This is a genomic window from Mechercharimyces mesophilus, from assembly GCF_059818345.1.
Genome location: NZ_JCBAPH010000004.1, coordinates 190834 through 210414, shown reverse-complemented (window position 1 = coordinate 210414; position 19581 = coordinate 190834). Strand labels below are relative to the sequence as shown.

Genomic DNA, 19581 nt, shown 5'->3' with positions numbered 1-19581 from the left:
CTCCTTTCATCGTTGTGCCAGTTGGTTTGTAAAGTCTGGGTCGACAAAGCCAAACAACGCGCTGACCCCTAAGTACGAAACAACCAAGAAAACCGCAATCCATACAAAGGTAGAAATACGTTGTGCACGCGGACCGACGGTAATACCCCAGCTAACCAAGAACGACCACATACCATTACTGAAATGGAATACAGCCGCAATCAATCCAATAATGTATAAGACAAAGGTAAGATCGTTACTTAATAACATCGCCGTGTGCGATGCCAACTCACTCGCTGAAAAATCATTAAGTAATAGTTGGACGCGTGTCTCCCAAACATGCCAACTGACATATACCAAGGTAATAACACCCGTTACCCGTTGCAACATGAACATGATGTTGCGAAAATAGCCGTAGTTGGTCACATTGTTCTTTGCCGTGAAGGCAATGTATAACCCATATACCCCATGGTAAAGTAAGGGAAGAAAAATAAAGAAGATCTCAAAAAACCACAAAAAAGGAATATCCCATAAATTATTTACCTTCTCTACAAAAGCGTCAGCGCCACGTGTGGCATACCAGTTGGTGAGTAGATGTTCCACCAAAAAAAAGCCGACCGGTATCACACCCAACAATGAATGTAGCCGACGACTAAAGAAACTACGTTGTTTACTCATGAAACGCCCCCCATAACCCAATTAAAATATCCTTAATAATGTCCTGTACGTCAACTATTCACCGCTTATGTGAATGCTTCAAGTGGGAGCTTGTAACAAGCCAGAAGGTAAACAGCTTCTCAATCTGCTCCCTTCATCTAGCATTTCATATTAGGGCAGGTTGACAACTACCCTATAGCCACCCTCATTTCAGGGCAAGCGGGAAGTACTTTCGTAAATCCTTCACTACCTAAGTAATAGTAAGATGGTCGCACCTTGAGAGGGCTTATCTTACCACAAATCACATGATCAATTGTACTCCCAATTTGACAATAGCGTCAAGCGATTGCCCAGGGGTTTGTTGGCAGTTGAGAAAGCTCTTGTGTCTATCCTGTTCGAGTCCTTCCCTTTCTATTCTCCAAACGGGAAAAGCCGAGACACTTCCTTAGCTGTCTCGGCTTTTCGGGGAGAACCTTATTGATAGTTTTTCAAAATGGATTGTAGCTTCATAGCCAAGGAGAGGTCTCCATCAATCTTTAACTTTCCGCTCATAAAAGCCATCGTCGGGTTTAGGTCACCAGCCACCAATTTGGCGAAGCTTTTTTCCGACAAACGCATGGTGCAGTCTGCATCACTCGGAGTTCCTTCGAAATATTCTGCTTTTCCGTCCGCAAATTTTACTTGATAGGTGCTACCTTCATCTAGATCAAATTGATAAATGGCATTCACACCGGCGATTCCTTCTGGCTTTTCATTAACCTTATTCGTCAATTCAGCGAAAATTTCTTTATTTTCCATATGTATCCTCTCCTTTTAGAGGTGGGAGTCATCCCACTGAATGTGCCTTCACTTATGTCTATGATAGGCGCCAAGAATAAATCTTGTCAAGGACATCCAGCTTACTTACGAAAAATAAGATAACCCTTCTTCTCTTTTCTACATTACGTTGTTCAAGCATTCTCCATCAAATCTTAACTGGAAATCTGGGCTTGAAATCGTTATAATGGGGAGAATAGCAGGTAAGAACTTAAAAAGTTCACATGCTGAATCGAAGCGAGTTCTCACTTGCAATTTTAGGAGGTCGTTGTCATGGCTCAGATCGGAATTCCAGGATTAATTCTCATCTTGATCGTCGCTCTTGTCGTGTTCGGACCTAGCAAGCTTCCTGAACTAGGACGGGCTGCCGGACGTACCCTGAAGGAGTTTAAAGACTCCGTATCTGGATTAACAGATGATCCACAAAAAACCGACGATACAAAAACGCAAGAAGTTAAAGGAGTAAAATCCTAAACATACGCCGCCCCCAGCTTCTCAAACAAGAGAAGCTGGGGGCGTTCCTATTATATAGATAGAACTATATCCCCTGTCTACTTCTTCAACACTTTTAAGATCTCACGTGCCAGTCGATCTCCAATCCCCGCTTCACGAAAATCATTTACACTCGCTTGTCTCATCTTCTCAATGGAACCGAAATGCTGAAAGAGGAGGCGTTTTCTTTTTTCTCCCACTCCCGGTATCTCATCCAACCTGGATGCGATCAGTGACTTGCTTCTGGTCTGTCGATGAAAGGTAATGGCAAAGCGATGCACTTCTTCTTGTACACGTTGCAATAAATAAAACCCTTGCGACCCTCTCTTCAAAGAAGCCACTTCGGGTGGATCACCATAGAGCAGATTGGCCGTTTGGTGACGCTCATCTTTCACCATTCCTCCAACAGGAATATACAGGCCCAATTCGTTCTCCAACACGTCTAGAGCGGCTCCCATCTGTCCTCTCCCCCCGTCGACGAGAATCAGATCAGGTAAGGGCCGGTCCTCTTTTAATACGCGCGTATATCGCCTGCGAATAACCTCACGCATCGTATCGATATCGTCGGGCTTATGGACGGTACGGATCTTAAATTTGCGATACTCTTTCTTATCCGGTCTTCCATCAGTGAAAGTAACCATAGCAGATACAGGGGAGGTCCCTTGTATGTTGGAGTTATCAAACGCCTCGATCCGTCGCGGTAACCCAATGCGAAGCGCCTCTGATAACTCTTGCATCGCTTGCTCCGTGCGCGCATCGTCTCGCTCCATTAATTGAAATCGTTCCTCCAAGGCGATGCGCGCATTTTTCGTTGCCATGTCCACCAATTGCTTCTTCAACCCTCGTTGCGGAACATGTACCTTCACCTGATCTAGCCATTGGGACAGGAGGGTGTCATCCACCTCTGCCGGCAGATGAATTTCTCTTGGCAATGTTGGTGCATGATGATAAAACTGTGCCACATACGAAAGAAAGTCTTCCGCAGGCTCATTATAATGAGGAAAAATAGAAACATCGCGTTCGATGAGTTTTCCTTGCCGACTAAAAAAGACTTGTACACACATCCAACCTTTTTCGCTCGCATAACCAAACGCATCCCGATCCACTTGATCCGAAAAATCCATGTGTTGCTTATGCATAATGGAGCCGATCTGCTGGATTAGATCACGGTATTCCTTCGCTCGCTCATATTGTAGGCCTTCCGCTGCTTCCTCCATCTTCTGCGTCAAATCTTGTTGTACCTCTTTATAACCTCCATTAAGAAAGCGCGTAATGTTGCGCGTCATCTCTTCATACACTTGTGGGTCTACTGGAAACTCACACGGAGCCACACATTGATCCAGGTGATAGTACAAACAAACCCGCTTTGGGAGTGTACGACACTTACGTAGTGGATATAAACGATCGAGCAACTTTTTCGTCTGTTGCGCCGCTCCTGCATTCGGATAAGGACCAAAATACTTTGCTCCATCCTTCAACACTTTTCGTGTCACTTCCAGCCGTGGATGTTTTTCTTTCGTCAACTTAATATAGGGATACGTCTTATCATCTTTTAGCATCACATTATAACGGGGACGATGCTTTTTAATCAGGTTACACTCTAATAACAGCGCATCCAGGCTTGTATCGGTCACAATATATTCGAAGTCGACAATATCCACAACCAACCGTTGTGTCTTGGCATCATGACTACCCGTAAAATAGGAACGGACACGATTTTTCAGCGACTTTGCCTTCCCCACATAGATAACCTCGTGCTGTTCATTTTTCATAATATAACAACCAGGATTTTCTGGTAGTAATGATAATTTATTCTTCAAATGGTCTTTCATCATCCTTATCCTCCTTTCTGTCAATTTCTCGTTTACAAACCAGCTTGATTTCTATACCATTGTGATAGGAAAGTCTGGTTTTTTACTCATCTACATAAATGAGGGGGTTCTATTCAATGTCCACCTATTTTCGCTTACTAGGTAAGCATGGATTTAAATTATGGGCAAGTCTGCTCGTTGGTAGCCTAGTTGGCGCTATCATTCTTTCTCTTTTTGTCGCCCTCGGTTTTGGTATTGCGACCATTATGGGCGTAAGTGAAGTGATAAATGCAATGGATGGAGTGGGAGGACAACCGGATATCAATCAGATCCTGATGGATTCAGGGACCACTCTTCTCTTGGCCTCCTTTTTTCTCATCTTCTTTGTCTTTATCGGCTCGCTCCTTGTCAGTTCTTTTCACACCGCAGGAACGATTGGCCTCATCAAAGAACCTCTTTACACCCACCAATCCCGCTTTGGTGCTTATTTTGTTTATGGGTTTCGCTTCTTTTTCAAATTGATCGGACAAAATATCTTACTTGGATTAGTCGCCATCCCTCTCATTGTGATTGGAATAGTAGCTGGTGCGCTTATGGCTGCGGGGAACGAAGGAGTAGGCATTCTACTCTACCTTCTCTATATTGTCGGTCTATTCATCTATTCGATGATGATCTTGCATGCCCCCATTATTCTCGTAGCAGATGGAAGAAAGAAAGCCATCCGCTTATCCTTTCGACTACTCTTCCAGTCTTTTGGCCAAGTCTTCCTCTCCTATATTAGCATGATCGGCATCATGATCCTAGGCGCACTGGCCTGTTTAATCCTAGAAGGATTCGCTGCCTTGTTGCAAGATTTCGTGGTGTTTGTCGTTCTCATTGCCGTGATTCAATGGCTTTTATTTATGTTTTTCTACATGGCTGCCTTTCTGGCCCTTATCTATCGCTACCGAACGATCTTACAACCCAAGTTAACGGGAGCAGGCGGTTTTTCCACCCCTCCATTGCAAGCAAGTGAGAAAAAGACACCGCAAGCTTATCCAGCTCAAACAAGTGGCCGGCAAACGAGTCCGCCCACTCAGCCACATCAAGAACAACCGCACGCATCTGGTGGGCAACAACAGCCGGACCCAGCAACACTTTTCACTCCAAATCAAGCAATAGAAAACAAAGATAATAATCGTCCCAACACCGCACAGTCGCCATCCCATGTGGCTGACACGCCGATACCGAAAGAGGATCAATCCAGTCCGAAAACGGAACCAACGCAAAAACCTGGCACATTCCATTTTCAACACTTTGACTATCCAGCATCGGAACAGAGTAGCCAACAAGAAAGCCCTTCTTCCGAGCAGAAGGAACAAGAGCAGGAAAAGACAGAAGATCGTTCCTCATCCTCTCACTTCCCTACCTTCTCCTATGATGAGCCGGCTGCAACAGCAGATAAGAAAACGGACACAGATAAATAACTCTTCGTTATAATAGGGGTAGACCTCTCTTCGAGGCTACCCTTCATTCTACTTTGTAAAGGAGTCACACGTTATGGATACATTTTTTCAAACATTTCGCCGGCATGCCGGTATGCTGTACCTCAGCCTTCTGGTTGGAAACCTAGCAATACAGATCATCTCCGGAATCTTTGGGGTCATCTTTTTTTTGATCGGTGCCTTGATACTGGGTCTTTTATTTGCTTCCGAGTGGCAAGCCATATTTGAAGCACCCACCCCTAATCAAGCGTTCGACCATTTTTTTGATTTGGTATTAGGCTCTCCTGCCTTTCTTCTCACAGGCGGTTTCCTTCTCTTGGTGATGACGGTGATCTTCCTGCTCCCCAGTTCATTTCTCCAAGCGGGGATCATCACCAGTGCACGTGAAGCGGTCTACAGCAACAAGTCACGATTTTTAACCTTTTTCAAAGAAGGTTTTCAGTGGATGGGGAAAATGTATGTCCTCCTACTCCTCGGTTATCTGCTCTACCTTCCATTTGTCATCTTGAACCTACTCTCTTTCCTACTCTTGGCGTCCGGCAGTATCGCCCTATTTCTGCTTCTCTTCTTCATTTCATTAATCATGAACATCCTCCTTTGGTTAGCTCTCTTGCATGCCCCGATTGCCCTCATACAAGAACAGCTAACACCTGTGAAAGCCATCAAACATTCGATGTCGCTCTTCCTCCGCTCTACGAAGAGCGTGCTAGGTACAGCCCTTATTGCCTTCGGATTTGGCCTCTTGTTCACCTTGCCAATCATGCTCATTACCGTACTGTTCGGAGCGTTTCTGATCGATCCCGATGCAGCCAGTCAGGCGAGCACAGGATTTAGTGAGATTCTCCTGCAACTTTTCACCAATGCCTATTCGTTTTTCGGCACACCGTTACTACTAGCCATAACGAATGTTATGGTCGTTCACCGTTATAAGAACAAGCTGATGAACCAATAACAATAAAAAAAAGAGCTGATGGGGCATCGATCTTGCCCTCCATCAGCTCTTTTCCTTCTCATTACATATGTTCACTTAACCACTCTTGTAATTGCTCTTTTGGTAGGAAACCGGACATCTTGTTAACCATCTCTCCGTCTTTAAAGAGCATCAGAGTAGGAATACTCATGACACCGTAACGACCGGAGACATCTGGATTTTCATCAACATTTAACTTGGCGATGGTCAGTTTTTCTCCCATCTCACTATCCAACTCTTCCAATACGGGCGCTATCATTTTACATGGTCCGCACCACGGAGCCCAAAAATCAACGAGTACAGCTCCTGTACCTGCCGATTCAACTTTTTCATTAAAGGACTGATCATTCACTTCAATAATCGCCATCGTCCATCCTCCTTCAATTCACAAAATCACGTACTGCACACTCAGTATACCACTCAAAACGCAAAAGACCAAGTATTTAGTATCACGAAATAAATGGTCTGGGTAAAAAAAGAGAGGCAGCTTATCGTTGCTGACCTCTCTTTTTTAGCTCAATTAACCTTCATTCAATACTTTCTTCAATTCCTCGGTTAACATCGGAACGACATCAAACAAGTCGCCTACAATGCCATAGTCAGCTACGCTGAAGATGGTTGCTTCTGGATCTTTGTTGATGGCTACAATCACTTTCGAGTTGGACATTCCCGCCAGATGCTGAATCGCGCCGGAAATACCGCAAGCGATATACAGATCTGGGGTAACCACTTTACCGGTTTGTCCAATCTGTAGGGCATAATCACAGTAGCCAGCGTCTGCTGCACCACGAGAGGCACCAACAGCACCGCCCAGTACATCGGCTAGTTCTTGCAGTGGCTTAAAGCCATCTTCGCTCTTCACTCCACGTCCACCGGAAACGATGACGCGTGCTTCGGACAAATCAACGCCATCGGTCGATTTGCGAACAACTTCCTTCACGATCGTGCGCAAGGAATCAGCAGCGATGGAAACAGACAGTTCTTCCACTTCAGCCGAACGGCTAGTATCTGCTTCTCCTGCGGCGATGTTATTCGGACGAAGCGTAGCAAAGATCGTTCCTTCTTTCACAGCCTTTTTCATGAAGGCTTTACCTGCATAAATTGGGCGGGTAAAGACGACTTTTCCATCTTGCACTTCCATGCCTGTGCAGTCAGACATGAGACCTAGATTTAAGCGAGCCGCAATACGCGGGCTAACATCGCGCCCTACTGCGGTGTGACCGGTCAAGATCATATCTGGCTCTACATGGCTAATCACTTCGCGTAGAGCTTGGAAATAGGCATCGGTCGTATATTGATCCAAGGTTTCATTTTCAACAAGTACCACTTTATCAGCACCGTGATGAGCCAGTTGATCGACCATCTCTTTCCCTTTGGTGCCAAACACGGTTGCGGTTACAGTTCCGCCTTGTGCTGCTTCCGTAGCCGCTGCCAAACTTTCCAGCGTAACGTTACGCAGTCCCCCATCACGAACATCTGCTAATACCAATACGTTTTTGCTCATCGGTTCGGGTCCCCCTATTCTTATATCACTTTTGATTCCGTACGCAATAACTGTACCAATTCGTTGACTTGCTCGTTCAAATCACCTTCGAGGACTTTTCCTTCCCCTTTTTCTGGTGGCAAGGAGATATCGAGGATTTCTGTTTTCGCAGCAATCTCATCTTCATCGAGATCGAGGTCATCCCAATCCACGCTTTCGAGCGGTTTTTTCTTGGCTTTCATAATCCCTTGCAGGGATGGGTAACGCGGATCGTTCAAACCTTGCTGTGCGGTTACCAAGATGGGAAGAGTGGATTCAACATATTCGATGTCGCCTTCCACGTCTCTCTCTACTTCCACCTTGTCGCCATCGACGGTCAGTTTCGTGATAGTGGAAATATGAGGGATCTCGAGCAACTCAGCCAGACGTGGGCCAACTTGAGCTGAACCATCGTCGACAGCCATATATCCACAAAGGATGATATCATATTCAAGGTCTTCCTCATCAATGAGGCCTTTAATTAAGTGCGAGGCGGAGTATTCGTCTCCTTCAAAATCGTCGGTATCCACGATGAAACCTTTATCCGCACCCATTGCCATTGCTGTACGCAATGCTTGTTCTGCGCGCTCCGGTCCGATGGTGATAACCGTTACTTCGCCACCGTGCTCTTCTTTCAGCTTAATGGCTTCCTCCACCGCATATTCGTCATACGGGTTGATAACAAACTCGGCGCCTTCCTCACTGATTTTTCCGTCTTCAATTACGATTTGCTCTTCGGTGTCAAACGTTTGCTTCAAGCACACCAAAATATTCATATCCCGACTTCCTCCTTTGAATGGGAATCTCGTTTTGCTGGATTACCAATGCCGTGCAAGAACAGACTGTGAATGGAGTCCACCTGATCCATCAGATCGTACTTAAAATCATTCATAATCCAGGATGAGACGGTCTCATCAATGGTACCAAAAATCATTTTGCGTGTAATTCTATGGGCAATATCCGATCGAAACACGCCTTTTTGGATCCCTACATCCACGATGTTATCCATCACGTCTAAGTACCTTTTTAAAATCTTTGCGATTCCTTGACGCACTTCCGGGTTCGATTGTCGCAACTCGATTTGCGTCACCATCGCTAGTTGATGATCGCGTTCCAAGTGGGCAAAGTGAAGCCGAATCAGTTCCTTCAGCTGATCAGACGGGTGCTCGATGATCGAAAGCGCTTTCTCCACATCACTAATAAAGGCGCCCATCTTCTCATTAAAGAGACAGATCAAGACATCATCTTTGTTTTTAAAATAAAGATAGATCGTCCCATCTGCAACTTTGGCCTCACGAGCTATCTTGGATACTTGTGTATTATGATACCCGTGCTGTGCGATCACACGCACTGCCGCATCGATAATCGCCTCGTACTTTCCTCCCGTCCGTTTGGCCATAGATCCGCTTCCCTTCTCCTACTTACCATGAGCCTCTTGCATAATAATGAATGGTCATTCATTCAACTCTTAGTTTAGTATGGTTTGATGTGACTGTCAACCAGCTTTTGCGGAATTAAACAAAGGAAAAGAAACGGCTACATCAGCCGTTTCACCTCATAGGATGAGAGGACCTCTTCCCTATTGTGTAACTGCCTCTTGCTCGTATTTTTCCTTCTCTTCGCGAACCAATTCACGCCGGAGAATTTTACCTACAGAGGATTTGGGTAGTTCATCGCGGAACTCAAACAAGCGTGGCACCTTATATTTAGCCAACTCTTTGCGACAATAACGATCCAACTCGTCTTCCTTCAGGGCCGCACCATCTTTTAAGACCACGAATGCTTTAACGGTCTCCCCACGATAAGGGTGAGGGACACCCACCACCGCTGCCTCTTGGATCGCCTCGTGTTTATAAAGCACCTCTTCCACTTCACGTGGATAAATATTATAACCACTAGCAATAATCATGTCTTTCTTGCGATCCATGATATAGAAGAATCCGTTTTCATCCATGCGGGCCATATCTCCAGTGGACAACCATCCATCTTCACTCAGCGTCTTCTTCGTCGCTTCGGGTCGATTCCAATAGCCCATCATCACTTGAGGACCTTTCACTTGCATTTCGCCAACCTCACCATCGGCTACTTCTTCTCCCGTCTCTGGGTCGACGAGACGGCAATCCGTGTTTGGCCACGGCAAGCCAATACTGCCGTTAATTCGGTCACCCCACACAATATTGCAATGCGTAACGGGAGACGCTTCGGTTAACCCGTACCCTTCAACCAAGTTCCCTCGGGTAATTTCCTCAAACTTACTCTGTACATCAACCGGCAACGGAGCCGAGCCACTGATACAAGCATCGACAGAAGACAAGTCATATTGGCCGGCTTTCTCATGATTGATAAGAGCCACATACATGGTTGGGGCTCCTGGGAACATAGTCGGCTTCTCTTTCGCAAATGTTTCCAATAATTGATCCGCATCAAAACGAGGAATGAGAATCATCGTAGCCGCCATGTAGATAGAATAATTCATCACTGTCGTCATTCCGTACACATGAAAAAACGGCAACAATCCCAGCACTTTTTCTTGTCCACGCTTGGTCTTGTACACCCAAGCCGAGCACTGTAGAGCATTGGTAGCTAGGTTACGGTGAGAAAGCATCGCTCCCTTAGCTAGACCCGTAGTTCCACCCGTATATTGAAGCAACGCCAACTCATCTGGCGAGTCAACTTGACATTCCATCGGCTGTGCAAGCGCTTTCTTCATTATGCTAGAAAAACGGTAGATAGAGGGGTCTTCATACGGAATATCCACTTGCATCTTATCCAACTTTAACTTCAGTGGATAAAGAACATTTTTCGGGAAGGGTAGATAATCTTTGATGCTAGTGACAATCACTTGCTTCAACATCGTCTGCGCTTTCACATTGGCCACTTTCGGATAGACCAGGTCCAAGCAGATGATCGTCTCCGCGCCAGAATCATTTAGTTGATGTTCCAACTCACGTTCGACGTACATCGGATTGGTCTGCACGACGATCGCTCCCAAGTAGAGTCCTGCATAATAAGCGATCACGGCTTGTGGGGAATTGGGTAGCATCAAGGAAATACGGTCCCCTTTTTTGATTCCCAGCCCTTTGAGTGCATTGGCTAAACGAAACACTTGCTCATGCAATTCACGATAAGATAAGCGTTTCCCCATAAAGTGAATCGCTTCTCGCTCAGGAAAGTCCCTGACAGCATCTTCAAGAAAACGGGTTAATGGTACATCCGGAATCTCCAATTCAGCAGGTACTTCTGCTGGATAGGAGGCTAACCATTTTTTCTGTTTATTTGTCAATCTATGTTCCCCCTTGTGATGGATAACTCGATCACTTCACTCAATCTCGATTTCATCCGTTCCCATTCAACTAGTTATGACAAGTTGATGACACGTTTCGTTTTGGGATCTCTCTAAGACATTTTACAGGACTTTCTTCACTTTTTGAATCACTTTTTTCTTCCTCAGCAATAGAAAAGCCGATTTTACCAACGAAAACCCTTGATAAAAACGGCCTTTTCCGAGCTGAAAACAGAGAAAAATTTTTTCACCAAATCGCCATAATGAACCCTTTCACCAAAAACCACCCTCCTAAACGGAGCAGCATTTAACGATCAGGATCTTGTGTTGACAAGACGCGGGGTCGTTTTTTCTTAATCGGAATGGGTGATCGAACCAACACGTCGAGCAACGCTTTTCCATTGAAAGGGAACAGCGGCCACAAATAAGGTTTGTTGAGGGAGCGCTCACGTGCTAAGAAAACCAGCCACACCACAATCGCAATAGCCAACCCTGGAGCTTTTAACAAGGCGGTGACAGCTAAGAAGATGAGGCGCACCATTTTGTTCGCCATACTTAATTCATAGCTAGGTGTAGCAAAGGTCCCAATCGCGGCAATCGAGATGTAAAGAATCACTTCCGGAATAAAAAGCCCTACTTTAATCGCCATTTCTCCTAACAAAATCGCGGCAATCAAGCCCAATGCCGTCGCGAGAGAGCTAGGTGTATGGATAGATGCCATGCGCAAGATCTCAATTCCCAGTTCGGCGATCAAAATTTGAATAAACAGCGGTAATTGACCCATCTTCTCCGGACCCAAGAATTGCAGAAACCCCGGAACAATCTCAGGCTGAACCGCAATTAAATACCAAAGCGGTAGTAAAAACACAGAAGCAAACAGTGCGAGAAATCGAACCCAACGGAGAAATGCCCCGACAGCTGGCTTCTGCCGATACTCTTCCGCATGCTGTACATGATGAAAGATGGTAGTGGGTGTAATCATCACACTGGGGGAAGTATCTACATATATCAGCACATGACCCTCGAGCAAATGAACCGCCGCCACATCGGGCCGTTCGGTGTAGCGAACCATCGGATACGGATTCCAAAAGTGACCAAACAAATACTCCTCTACGCTTTTCTCCGCCATGGGAAGCCCGTCCACATCAATCGCTTCCAACTTCTCCTTGACCATCTGAACGAAATCCGGATCGGCTATATCTTCCAGATAGCCCACGCAGATATCCGTCTTCGAACGCTTACCTACCTGTACGTATTCAAAGCGAAAGGAAGGGTCACGTATTCTGCGACGCGACAAAGCCGTATTCACCACGATTGTCTCAACGAAACCATCACGCGCTCCTCGTACCACTCTTTCTAAGTCGGGTTCCTCCGGTGAACGGACTGGATAAGTACGCGCATCCAAGATGAGGGCTTCCTCTTCCCCATCGATCAGTAAAATGATCGGACCTGAGAGCAATTGCGAGATAAGATCTTTTACCTTATCCGTTTTTTCCAATTCAATGTAGGGAATCTCGGTTTGCAGTAATCGTTGAATCGGCTTCAGGCTAAGGTCTGCTCGATCCAGTTCTGCTAAGTGCGTCATAATAAAGTTGAGAACATCATCTTTGACGAGCCCATCGACGAAATAGAGAGCAAACTTCTTACCTGCGTAGACAAGTTCGCGCTTATTCATATCAAAGCTTTTCTCTACTCCGAGAATTTCATCCAGGACCTTTGTATTCTCTTCCAGCTTTTTGTTTACCTTCATCGTCTGCACTTTATCTTTTAATGCGTGGCCCATTCAAATCCACCTTGTCTTGTATGTAGATTGTAGTCAACGGTAGTATGCCTAGCCAACAATAGAAGCATGCAAAGGAATGGGGGTGGGACCTACTCATGAATACGGCCATTTTTCTGTTGAGAGATAATTCTGAATTTTATTCGAAAAAATCATTTCATAATAGGAGCCGGCGTAACCGTTGGTCGTTCTTTCAGTGGTTCAAAAACGGCCCCCTCCCCTCCCCCTCTCTATGATAAAATACCAGTAAGCAATCCATTCATTAGGAGAGAATAAAAATGAACGCCTCGCCAAAGGCACACGAAATCCTGCGAAATACCTACGGATATACCTCCTTTCGACCCGGACAAGAAGAAATCATTGCGAGCATCATCGAGGGTAGCGATACACTTGCGATCCTGCCTACCGGTGGAGGGAAGTCGATCTGTTATCAAATCCCAGCGCTCCTCTTCCCCGGAATTACGCTCATCATCTCACCCTTGATTTCTTTAATGAAGGATCAGGTAGATTCCCTTACGAGCTTAGGAGTCGCTGCAACCTATCTCAATAGCACGCTCTCCCTCGCAGACACCAACAAACGCATCGCAGACATTCGAGAAGGAAAATTCCCACTGGTATATGTCGCTCCTGAGCGACTCGACGCTCCTTCTTTCCAATCCCTTCTGCAAACGATTCCTATCTCCTTCGTTGCAGTGGATGAAGCACACTGTGTATCGCAGTGGGGGCATGACTTTCGTCCCAGTTACCGTGCGATTGCTCCCTTGATCCATTCCCTTCCACAACGACCCGTCGTGGCCGCATTTACGGCAACCGCTACTCCAGAAGTAAAGCACGACATCAAATCGGCCTTATCTTTACAAGATCCCAACACCTACATCACCAGCTTTGCGCGGGAAAATTTATCGCTATCTGTTTTACGGGGAGCCAATAAGCGAGACTTTATTCGCCGTTATATCCAGACCAACCCGGATGCTTCTGGCATCATTTATACTGCCACGCGTAAAGAGGCAGATCAGCTCACCCACTACTTAAATCAATCGGGATTTCAAGCGGAAACCTATCACGCAGGGATGGCAGATGAAAAGCGACAGATCGCACAGGAACGCTTTCTTTATGATGATACCCAACTTATCGTTGCTACCAATGCGTTTGGAATGGGCATCGACAAATCCAATGTCCGCTTTGTCATCCACCATAACATGCCAAAAAACATGGAATCCTATTATCAAGAAGCGGGGCGATCCGGTCGCGATGGCGAAGCCAGTGAGTGTATTCTGCTGTTTGAGGCGAGAGACATTCAACTGCAAAAATACCTATTGGAGCAATCTGAACTCTCGCTAGAGAGAAAAACAGTCGAATACCAAAAGCTACAGACGATGGTGGACTACTGCTATACACAACAGTGCTTAACGTCCTATATCCTCTCCTATTTTGGCGAAAGCGCAAGCCAGCCTTGTGAAAAATGCAACAATTGTACGGATACAAGAGAAGCCATCAATATCACCGTAGAAGCACAAAAGATCTTTTCCTGTGTAAAGCGGATGCGTGAACGATTCGGTGTCTCCTTAATCGCCAAAGTACTGGTCGGCTCCAAGAGCAAACGCATTCTTCAATTGCAGTTGGATCGGCTCCCTACTTATGGGGTGATGAACGCACAGAAGGGCAAAGAGGTTGAAGACATCATCAAAGAATTAATTGCGGAAGGCTACTTAGGCATGACAGAAGATCAATACCCGGTGGTCTTCCTCCGCGAGAAGGCACTTTCCGTTTTACTAGGAAAAGAAGAAGTATACCATAAAGCACTGCAACCGCTAACCAAGATTGTCAGCGACAATGCCCTTTTCGAGAAGCTAAGAGAGGTAAGAAAAAAGCAAGCGGAAGAAGAAAAGGTTCCTCCCTATGTTATTTTCAACGATGCGAGTTTGCGTGAGATGAGCTACCGCCTTCCTCAGACCAGAGAAGAGATGCTCCTCATCAAAGGGGTAGGGGAAGAAAAGTGGAAACGCTATGGCACACTCTTTACCCAAGCGATTCAAGCTTATCTAACCGATCATCCAGATTTCCCTGCCACGCTATCTGAACCAGAGGGAGTAAAGGCAGCTCATACCGATTCGATCTCACCAATTTCTTCGGAATCTACTCCTTCCGCCAATAAGGAGGCGAGTCACTTCCTCACTTATCAGCGGTTTCAGGAAGGGGCATCGATCACGGAGATTGCCCAAGAGAGAGAAATCAAAGAACGTACCGTGGAAGAACACCTTCTCCGCTCCGCACAGGAAGGGGAAACGCTGGCCTGGGAGCGAATCCTTTCCGCCGAACAGGAAGCCTTGGTCCTAGACACTTATCAACGGTTAGAAACAAGTAAGCTCAAACCCTTAAAAGATGCACTACCAGAAGAAATCACTTACTTTATCATCAAAGCAGCACTTGTTAAAAATGGGCATTGGAGAACATAACCCTCCACGGTTTCGTCCTGCTATTCCATGAAAAATGGAATTAACAGGAAAATTTACTGAGTGCTGACATGACCAAGAGAGAGGTTACGGAAGCGGTTGACGCTTTACTTGGCTCCATCACGGGTACGCTATGTTCAAGAGACAAAGTACACATCGGTCTTGATAACTTTAATGCGGGAGCGTTTCGCAAGAAAGGGGCACAAGGGGAAGCAGCTTAAAAACCCGATGAACTAGAAAAGAGCCGTGAGGGATCCATCACTCCTCTACGGCTCTTTTCTAAAGTGAGTCTACTACTATCTCTCATCTCTTAATACTGGATCGGCTACAGTAGATTGGACAGAAAAAATTTAGTATGTCTTTATGAAATTGATGACCGAGATTCTTAGTAAATCCATCGCAAGATGAGGCACTCTCTGGTTTCCCATTGAAGCAAAAACGAGAATAATGGAAGTCTTCTCTTAATGGCGGTGACTTCTTGACCATCTTCTTGCACTCATCAAAATCACTCCGTGCCTGCCATGTGATAATTTTTTTACCCACCAAACTCTCCTCCACCAGCACCACGTGGTCCTCTCGGTCCCCTTGGTCCACGTCTGCCTCTTGGTCCTCGTGGACCTTGTGCCCCGGTGGCTCCTGCTGGACCAGTCGCTCCTGTTGGACCCGTAGCACCAACAGACGTTAGCTGACCGACTTTCGTAACAAAGGCATCAAACTGCCCACCTCCAAATTGAGATTGGAAAGCATTGGAAGTTATTGGGAAATTTGTAGATCCTGTCTGTCCTGTAAAGTAGGCATTTTCCTGGTCATCCACCGTAACATCCAATCCAGCATCGTTACCACTCCCCCCTAGATAGGAGGAGAAAGAAATCCCTTGTCCCGAAAAGCTCATCTGCGTAACAAATGCATCAAAACCTCCACTCCGACTATCTTGGAAGGCATCAGAGGTAAGTGGAAAATCATTGGAATTCGTATTGCCTGTCACCCATGCCTGACCAAATGAATCTACTGCAATTCCTCCGGAGGAATCCACAGTATTCTCAAGTCCACTTCCCCCTAAGAACGTCGAATATACAAGTTGACTTCCTATAGGATTTAACTTCGTTACAAAAGCACTCTGAATTCCAGGTCTAGTCATCTGAAAAGCATTGTTGGTGGTTGGAAAATTCGTAGATCCCGTAAGGCCTGTTATATAAACGTTATCTGCTCCATCTAGGTCTATAGCATCACCTACATCTTCTTGACCCCCACCTAAATAAGTTGAAAATACCAACGATGAACCTACCGCATTTAGCTTCGTAATGAAAGCATCCGAATCTCCTCCATAGATCGTCTGGAAAGCATTTGATGTAACGGGAAAGTTCGTTGAACTTGTTTTTCCTGTCACATAAGCCTGATCACTACTATTCACTACGATACCAAATCCTCGATCATCTCCCGAACCTCCAAAATAAGTGGAATAAAGGAGTGAAGTTCCTTCATCATTAAATTTTGTAACGAAAGCAGCAGCAGAATCATTTGTGCCTCCCGATAAAATTGTTTGAAATGCATTTGGCGTAACCGGGAAATCTGTTGATTCTGTGAAACCAGTCACAAAAGCATTATTCACTTCATTTACATCTATTCCTAACCCTACATCTTGTCGATCCCCCCCTAGATAAGTTGAATAAAGAAGGGAAGTTCCTGTTTCATTCAACTTTGAAACAAACGCAGTCCTCAACGCACCACTAATGCTCATTGTCTGAAAGGCACCTGAAGTAGTTGGAAAGTCCATTGAAGTTGTGCTTCCGGTTACATAAGCATTGAAAGAAGCATCTACTTTAATACCTCTTCCATTATCAGCATTGATACCCCCAATATAAGTAGAGTAAAGAAGAGAACTACCCGACATGTTGAATTTACTAACAAAAACATCGACTGACGCAAGAAACATCGTCTGAAAGGCACCTGAGGTAATTGGGAAGTCGATAGAGTTTGTTTGACCAGTTACATATGCATTCCTCACAGAATCGACGTCAATCCCAAATCCTTGATCTATATTCGATCCCCCTAAATACGTAGAGTAAAATACGACTGGATCAATGATGAGCGTATCCAATGGATCGTACGATTCTTTCTCAATAGCAAATCCAATGGATTCTTGAGGGCATCTTTTAAACTTTGTGGGTACACTCTTCTTTCCTTGCTTAGTCTGTTGATAGCTGATCGGCTTTTCTTCATAGAGAAATCCTTTTTTTGTACAGACAAACATATCGCCTTGCTCATTGAAAGAAGGACTCTCTCCATTTTCATACCGCAACCGAATATCTTCCACACAAGCTCCCGGATGAACCACCACATCGTACTTCAACTGCTCTCCCTGTCCATAGAAAACCACATCAATCCCTTGCCATACACCTTCATAGATGACACGTTCATATCCCCGTCCACTTAGCTCTAAACCTCTGGGAGCCACCCCATTATGTGCACCAACAAACCGTAATACCAACTCATCCAATCCAGCCAGCCTAAACTGGACTCCCTCTGAAAGAAACGTGTACTGTATCCCCCCGCCTTCTGCAACATAAGCTTCCCTTACACTACTATCCCCTTTACACACCTTGAACCGCATTCCAACCTTTTGTACATTCTTCATCCCATATTCCTCCATTGGATTGAACCATGATGCTTTATCCTATGCTTAACATCCATTTTGGGTATGGGCGTATGGCAAAATCACACCATTTCCTCATTCGCCACCGATTAAATCATTCTAGTTTTGTATTCTTTGCTATCCTGCTCCTTCTTCCTCTTCTCTGGATGGAGCTTATTATGACACGTTGCACATACACTCACTAAGTTATTCTCATCCAATGCCAGCTCTGGCCTCTCCGTCAAGTGTTCGACGTGGTGCACCACCACTGTTGGTGTGAGCTTACCCCTCTCTAAGCATGGCTGGCACAGGTAGTTGTCACTTATTAGTACCGACTCACGTGCTTTCTTACACACCTTGCTTTTGTAGAACGGTAGTGGTTTCTTAGCACCTCTTCATTTATAGTAGACCGATGACACCTACTCATCGCAAAGCAAAAACACCCTCTCATCATGAGAGAGTTTGTTTTAGCTCATCCCTTTCCTTGGTATGATTTTGTTTGCCAACTCTATTCTACTAATAGGGTTTGCGAATGGCTCTTTCTATTTTTCCTATTTTACACAGTATAATGGACTCTACTCTCCAGCAGACGGTAGGTTAAACGGCTGGGTAGATCGTAACATTAGGTAGTCAAATAGACAGTTTCACAGTAGGTTAGTCCGCTCCCCTTTCAGAACTCCCGCTCGTTGTCCTCCCTGTGACCGGGTCGCTTTCCCATTTTTCATAACAGTACACAACGCAAGTAGTAAAACCGATATGATTGCAAGCACGTTCACAGGCACAATTACAGGCACCCCGTAAAAAAAGAAGACGGAGTTAAAACCTGTCTACAAACGATACATTCTGAGTGATGTCGTAATGGTCCCGCTAACGCTTTCGGGAGGGCGTGTTGTCAAGTCTGATCTACCTGTATTTATGAGGCGGACGACACTCAAAGCAGGCAATCTGATGAAGTTATACCCAATCAACTGGTCAAGATCACCCTGATCTTCCGCATATGTTCGGGTAATCGCCCCGTTGTTAATATTGAGTTGTACAGTAATTGGAGTAGATGAAATTCCTTGAAAAATCCAATCAATTTGGTACGTTCCAGGTCGAATAGTAACTAAAAAATCGATCTCGCCCCTCGCATCCCGGTTAACAAAGATACCCTGCTGGTTTCCGATAGTAGTAAAAGTGATTGTTTCAGACGGAGCGAATGTTCTCGGTGTTTGACGGAAAACATCAACTGACTCTTCTCCTATTCTTGTTGTCAACTTTTAACCTCCTTTATAGAAATTAACGCTATCTAATTTCATACTATTCATTCTTTCGTATAGAAGGAAGTGCTACCGTTGATTAATCGTGACTATCTCAATCTATAAATAGTCTAAAATAGCATCATCAGAGAGACATAGATAGTAGAAGAAAAAAAGTTTGTGACCCTTGAAGTGGTGAGGGAGGCTTATAATAACGACAAGAGCCAAGCAGCGGTTTTCCTCTACTATGCTACAGAAAAGGAAGAGTGGTACCATTATCGAAGAGGAATCATAGGAAATGTAGCTGAAACAGCTGACATCACAAAGAAGGATGCCACGGAAGCGGTTGGGCTGTACTTAGCTTCATCACAGGTGTGCTGGCAACGCTAAACTAGAAAAGAGCCGTGAGGGTCCATGACCCCCTTCGGCTCTTTTCAAACGTGAGTCTACTACTAGCATACGCT

18 protein-coding genes are annotated in these 19581 nt (G+C 45.3%); 6 read left to right on the top strand and 12 right to left on the bottom strand.

Annotated elements, in window-relative coordinates:
- Nucleotides 1-6 precede the first annotated feature (6 nt).
- Nucleotides 7-657 (bottom strand): succinate dehydrogenase cytochrome b558 subunit, encoded by a 651-nt coding sequence (locus tag AC6RGY_RS12340; protein WP_499863328.1) that lies wholly within the window; start codon nt 655-657, stop codon nt 7-9.
- Nucleotides 658-1110: 453 nt separating this feature from the next.
- Entirely contained in the window at nt 1111-1434 is a 324-nt protein-coding gene (locus AC6RGY_RS12335) for an SCP2 sterol-binding domain-containing protein (RefSeq protein ID WP_499863327.1), read from the bottom strand.
- A 291-nt stretch (nt 1435-1725) separates the two neighbouring features.
- Here AC6RGY_RS12335 and AC6RGY_RS12330 point away from each other — a divergent pair, with 291 nt between their 5' ends.
- On the top strand, nt 1726-1926 hold the full coding sequence (locus AC6RGY_RS12330) for a twin-arginine translocase TatA/TatE family subunit (protein ID WP_499863326.1): 201 nt from the start codon (nt 1726-1728) through the stop codon (nt 1924-1926).
- Nucleotides 1927-2003: 77 nt separating this feature from the next.
- Here the strand turns inward: AC6RGY_RS12330 and uvrC are convergent, their stop codons facing one another.
- Nucleotides 2004-3776 (bottom strand): excinuclease ABC subunit UvrC, encoded by a 1773-nt coding sequence (gene uvrC, locus AC6RGY_RS12325; protein WP_499863398.1) that lies wholly within the window; start codon nt 3774-3776, stop codon nt 2004-2006.
- Between the two features lie 116 nt (nt 3777-3892).
- Between uvrC and AC6RGY_RS12320 the strand changes: the two genes are divergently transcribed.
- Nucleotides 3893-5221: a hypothetical protein gene (locus AC6RGY_RS12320; RefSeq protein WP_499863325.1), complete on the top strand. Its 1329-nt coding sequence runs from the start codon at nt 3893-3895 to the stop codon at nt 5219-5221.
- 73 nt (nt 5222-5294) lie between these two features.
- Complete coding sequence (locus AC6RGY_RS12315; protein ID WP_499863324.1) at nt 5295-6191, top strand: hypothetical protein; 897 nt, start codon at nt 5295-5297, stop codon at nt 6189-6191.
- A 61-nt stretch (nt 6192-6252) separates the two neighbouring features.
- On the opposite strand, the gene trxA is transcribed toward AC6RGY_RS12315, so the two are convergent.
- The 6 genes from trxA to AC6RGY_RS12285 form a co-directional block, all read right to left on the bottom strand.
- Nucleotides 6253-6576 (bottom strand): thioredoxin, encoded by a 324-nt coding sequence (gene trxA / locus AC6RGY_RS12310; RefSeq protein WP_499863323.1) that lies wholly within the window; start codon nt 6574-6576, stop codon nt 6253-6255.
- Between the two features lie 153 nt (nt 6577-6729).
- Nucleotides 6730-7713: an electron transfer flavoprotein subunit alpha/FixB family protein gene (locus tag AC6RGY_RS12305; protein WP_499863322.1), complete on the bottom strand. Its 984-nt coding sequence runs from the start codon at nt 7711-7713 to the stop codon at nt 6730-6732.
- 20 nt (nt 7714-7733) lie between these two features.
- Complete coding sequence (locus AC6RGY_RS12300; protein WP_499863321.1) at nt 7734-8507, bottom strand: electron transfer flavoprotein subunit beta/FixA family protein; 774 nt, start codon at nt 8505-8507, stop codon at nt 7734-7736.
- Nucleotides 8504-9130 (bottom strand): fatty acid metabolism transcriptional regulator FadR, encoded by a 627-nt coding sequence (gene fadR, locus AC6RGY_RS12295; RefSeq protein WP_499863320.1) that lies wholly within the window; start codon nt 9128-9130, stop codon nt 8504-8506. Before fadR ends, AC6RGY_RS12300 begins: the two co-directional genes overlap by 4 nt.
- A 180-nt stretch (nt 9131-9310) precedes the next feature.
- Nucleotides 9311-11014, bottom strand: a complete 1704-nt coding sequence (locus tag AC6RGY_RS12290; protein ID WP_499863319.1) for an AMP-binding protein — start codon at nt 11012-11014, stop codon at nt 9311-9313.
- Nucleotides 11015-11321: 307 nt separating this feature from the next.
- A complete protein-coding gene (locus AC6RGY_RS12285; RefSeq protein ID WP_499863318.1) occupies nt 11322-12797 on the bottom strand; it encodes a spore germination protein in 1476 nt (491 codons plus the stop codon).
- Nucleotides 12798-13072: 275 nt separating this feature from the next.
- Between AC6RGY_RS12285 and recQ the strand changes: the two genes are divergently transcribed.
- Nucleotides 13073-15250: a DNA helicase RecQ gene (gene recQ / locus AC6RGY_RS12280; protein WP_499863317.1), complete on the top strand. Its 2178-nt coding sequence runs from the start codon at nt 13073-13075 to the stop codon at nt 15248-15250.
- 68 nt (nt 15251-15318) lie between these two features.
- Nucleotides 15319-15468: a hypothetical protein gene (locus AC6RGY_RS12275; protein WP_499863316.1), complete on the top strand. Its 150-nt coding sequence runs from the start codon at nt 15319-15321 to the stop codon at nt 15466-15468.
- Nucleotides 15469-15782: 314 nt separating this feature from the next.
- Here the strand turns inward: AC6RGY_RS12275 and AC6RGY_RS12270 are convergent, their stop codons facing one another.
- The 3 genes from AC6RGY_RS12270 to AC6RGY_RS12260 all read right to left on the bottom strand — a co-directional run bounded on the left by AC6RGY_RS12270 (nt 15783) and on the right by AC6RGY_RS12260 (nt 19135).
- Nucleotides 15783-17882: an SBBP repeat-containing protein gene (locus tag AC6RGY_RS12270; protein ID WP_499863315.1), complete on the bottom strand. Its 2100-nt coding sequence runs from the start codon at nt 17880-17882 to the stop codon at nt 15783-15785.
- Nucleotides 17883-17989: 107 nt separating this feature from the next.
- Entirely contained in the window at nt 17990-18235 is a 246-nt protein-coding gene (locus AC6RGY_RS12265; RefSeq protein ID WP_499863314.1) for an HNH endonuclease, read from the bottom strand.
- Between the two features lie 471 nt (nt 18236-18706).
- The gene (locus tag AC6RGY_RS12260) at nt 18707-19135 is read right to left on the bottom strand and encodes a hypothetical protein (protein ID WP_499863313.1); all 429 of its coding nucleotides are present in this window, start codon (nt 19133-19135) and stop codon (nt 18707-18709) included.
- 162 nt (nt 19136-19297) lie between these two features.
- Here AC6RGY_RS12260 and AC6RGY_RS12255 point away from each other — a divergent pair, with 162 nt between their 5' ends.
- On the top strand, nt 19298-19507 hold the full coding sequence (locus tag AC6RGY_RS12255) for a hypothetical protein (RefSeq protein ID WP_499863312.1): 210 nt from the start codon (nt 19298-19300) through the stop codon (nt 19505-19507).
- The last annotated feature ends 74 nt before the right edge of the window (nt 19508-19581 follow it).

Excerpts from the sequence above, each read along its gene's own strand:
- trxA (WP_499863323.1), bottom strand. The coding sequence starts at position 6,576 with ATGGCGATTATTGAAGTGAATGATCAGTCCTTTAATGAAAAAGTTGAA.
- AC6RGY_RS12340 (WP_499863328.1), bottom strand. The coding sequence starts at position 657 with ATGAGTAAACAACGTAGTTTCTTTAGTCGTCGGCTACATTCATTGTTG.
- AC6RGY_RS12275 (WP_499863316.1), top strand. The coding sequence starts at position 15,319 with ATGACCAAGAGAGAGGTTACGGAAGCGGTTGACGCTTTACTTGGCTCC.
- AC6RGY_RS12270 (WP_499863315.1), bottom strand. The coding sequence starts at position 17,882 with ATGAAGAATGTACAAAAGGTTGGAATGCGGTTCAAGGTGTGTAAAGGG.
- fadR (WP_499863320.1), bottom strand. The coding sequence starts at position 9,130 with ATGGCCAAACGGACGGGAGGAAAGTACGAGGCGATTATCGATGCGGCA.
- AC6RGY_RS12300 (WP_499863321.1), bottom strand. The coding sequence starts at position 8,507 with ATGAATATTTTGGTGTGCTTGAAGCAAACGTTTGACACCGAAGAGCAA.
- AC6RGY_RS12315 (WP_499863324.1), top strand. The coding sequence starts at position 5,295 with ATGGATACATTTTTTCAAACATTTCGCCGGCATGCCGGTATGCTGTAC.
- AC6RGY_RS12335 (WP_499863327.1), bottom strand. The coding sequence starts at position 1,434 with ATGGAAAATAAAGAAATTTTCGCTGAATTGACGAATAAGGTTAATGAA.
- AC6RGY_RS12285 (WP_499863318.1), bottom strand. The coding sequence starts at position 12,797 with ATGGGCCACGCATTAAAAGATAAAGTGCAGACGATGAAGGTAAACAAA.
- recQ (WP_499863317.1), top strand. The coding sequence starts at position 13,073 with ATGAACGCCTCGCCAAAGGCACACGAAATCCTGCGAAATACCTACGGA.
- AC6RGY_RS12305 (WP_499863322.1), bottom strand. The coding sequence starts at position 7,713 with ATGAGCAAAAACGTATTGGTATTAGCAGATGTTCGTGATGGGGGACTG.
- AC6RGY_RS12330 (WP_499863326.1), top strand. The coding sequence starts at position 1,726 with ATGGCTCAGATCGGAATTCCAGGATTAATTCTCATCTTGATCGTCGCT.
- AC6RGY_RS12320 (WP_499863325.1), top strand. The coding sequence starts at position 3,893 with ATGTCCACCTATTTTCGCTTACTAGGTAAGCATGGATTTAAATTATGG.
- uvrC (WP_499863398.1), bottom strand. The coding sequence starts at position 3,776 with ATGAAAGACCATTTGAAGAATAAATTATCATTACTACCAGAAAATCCT.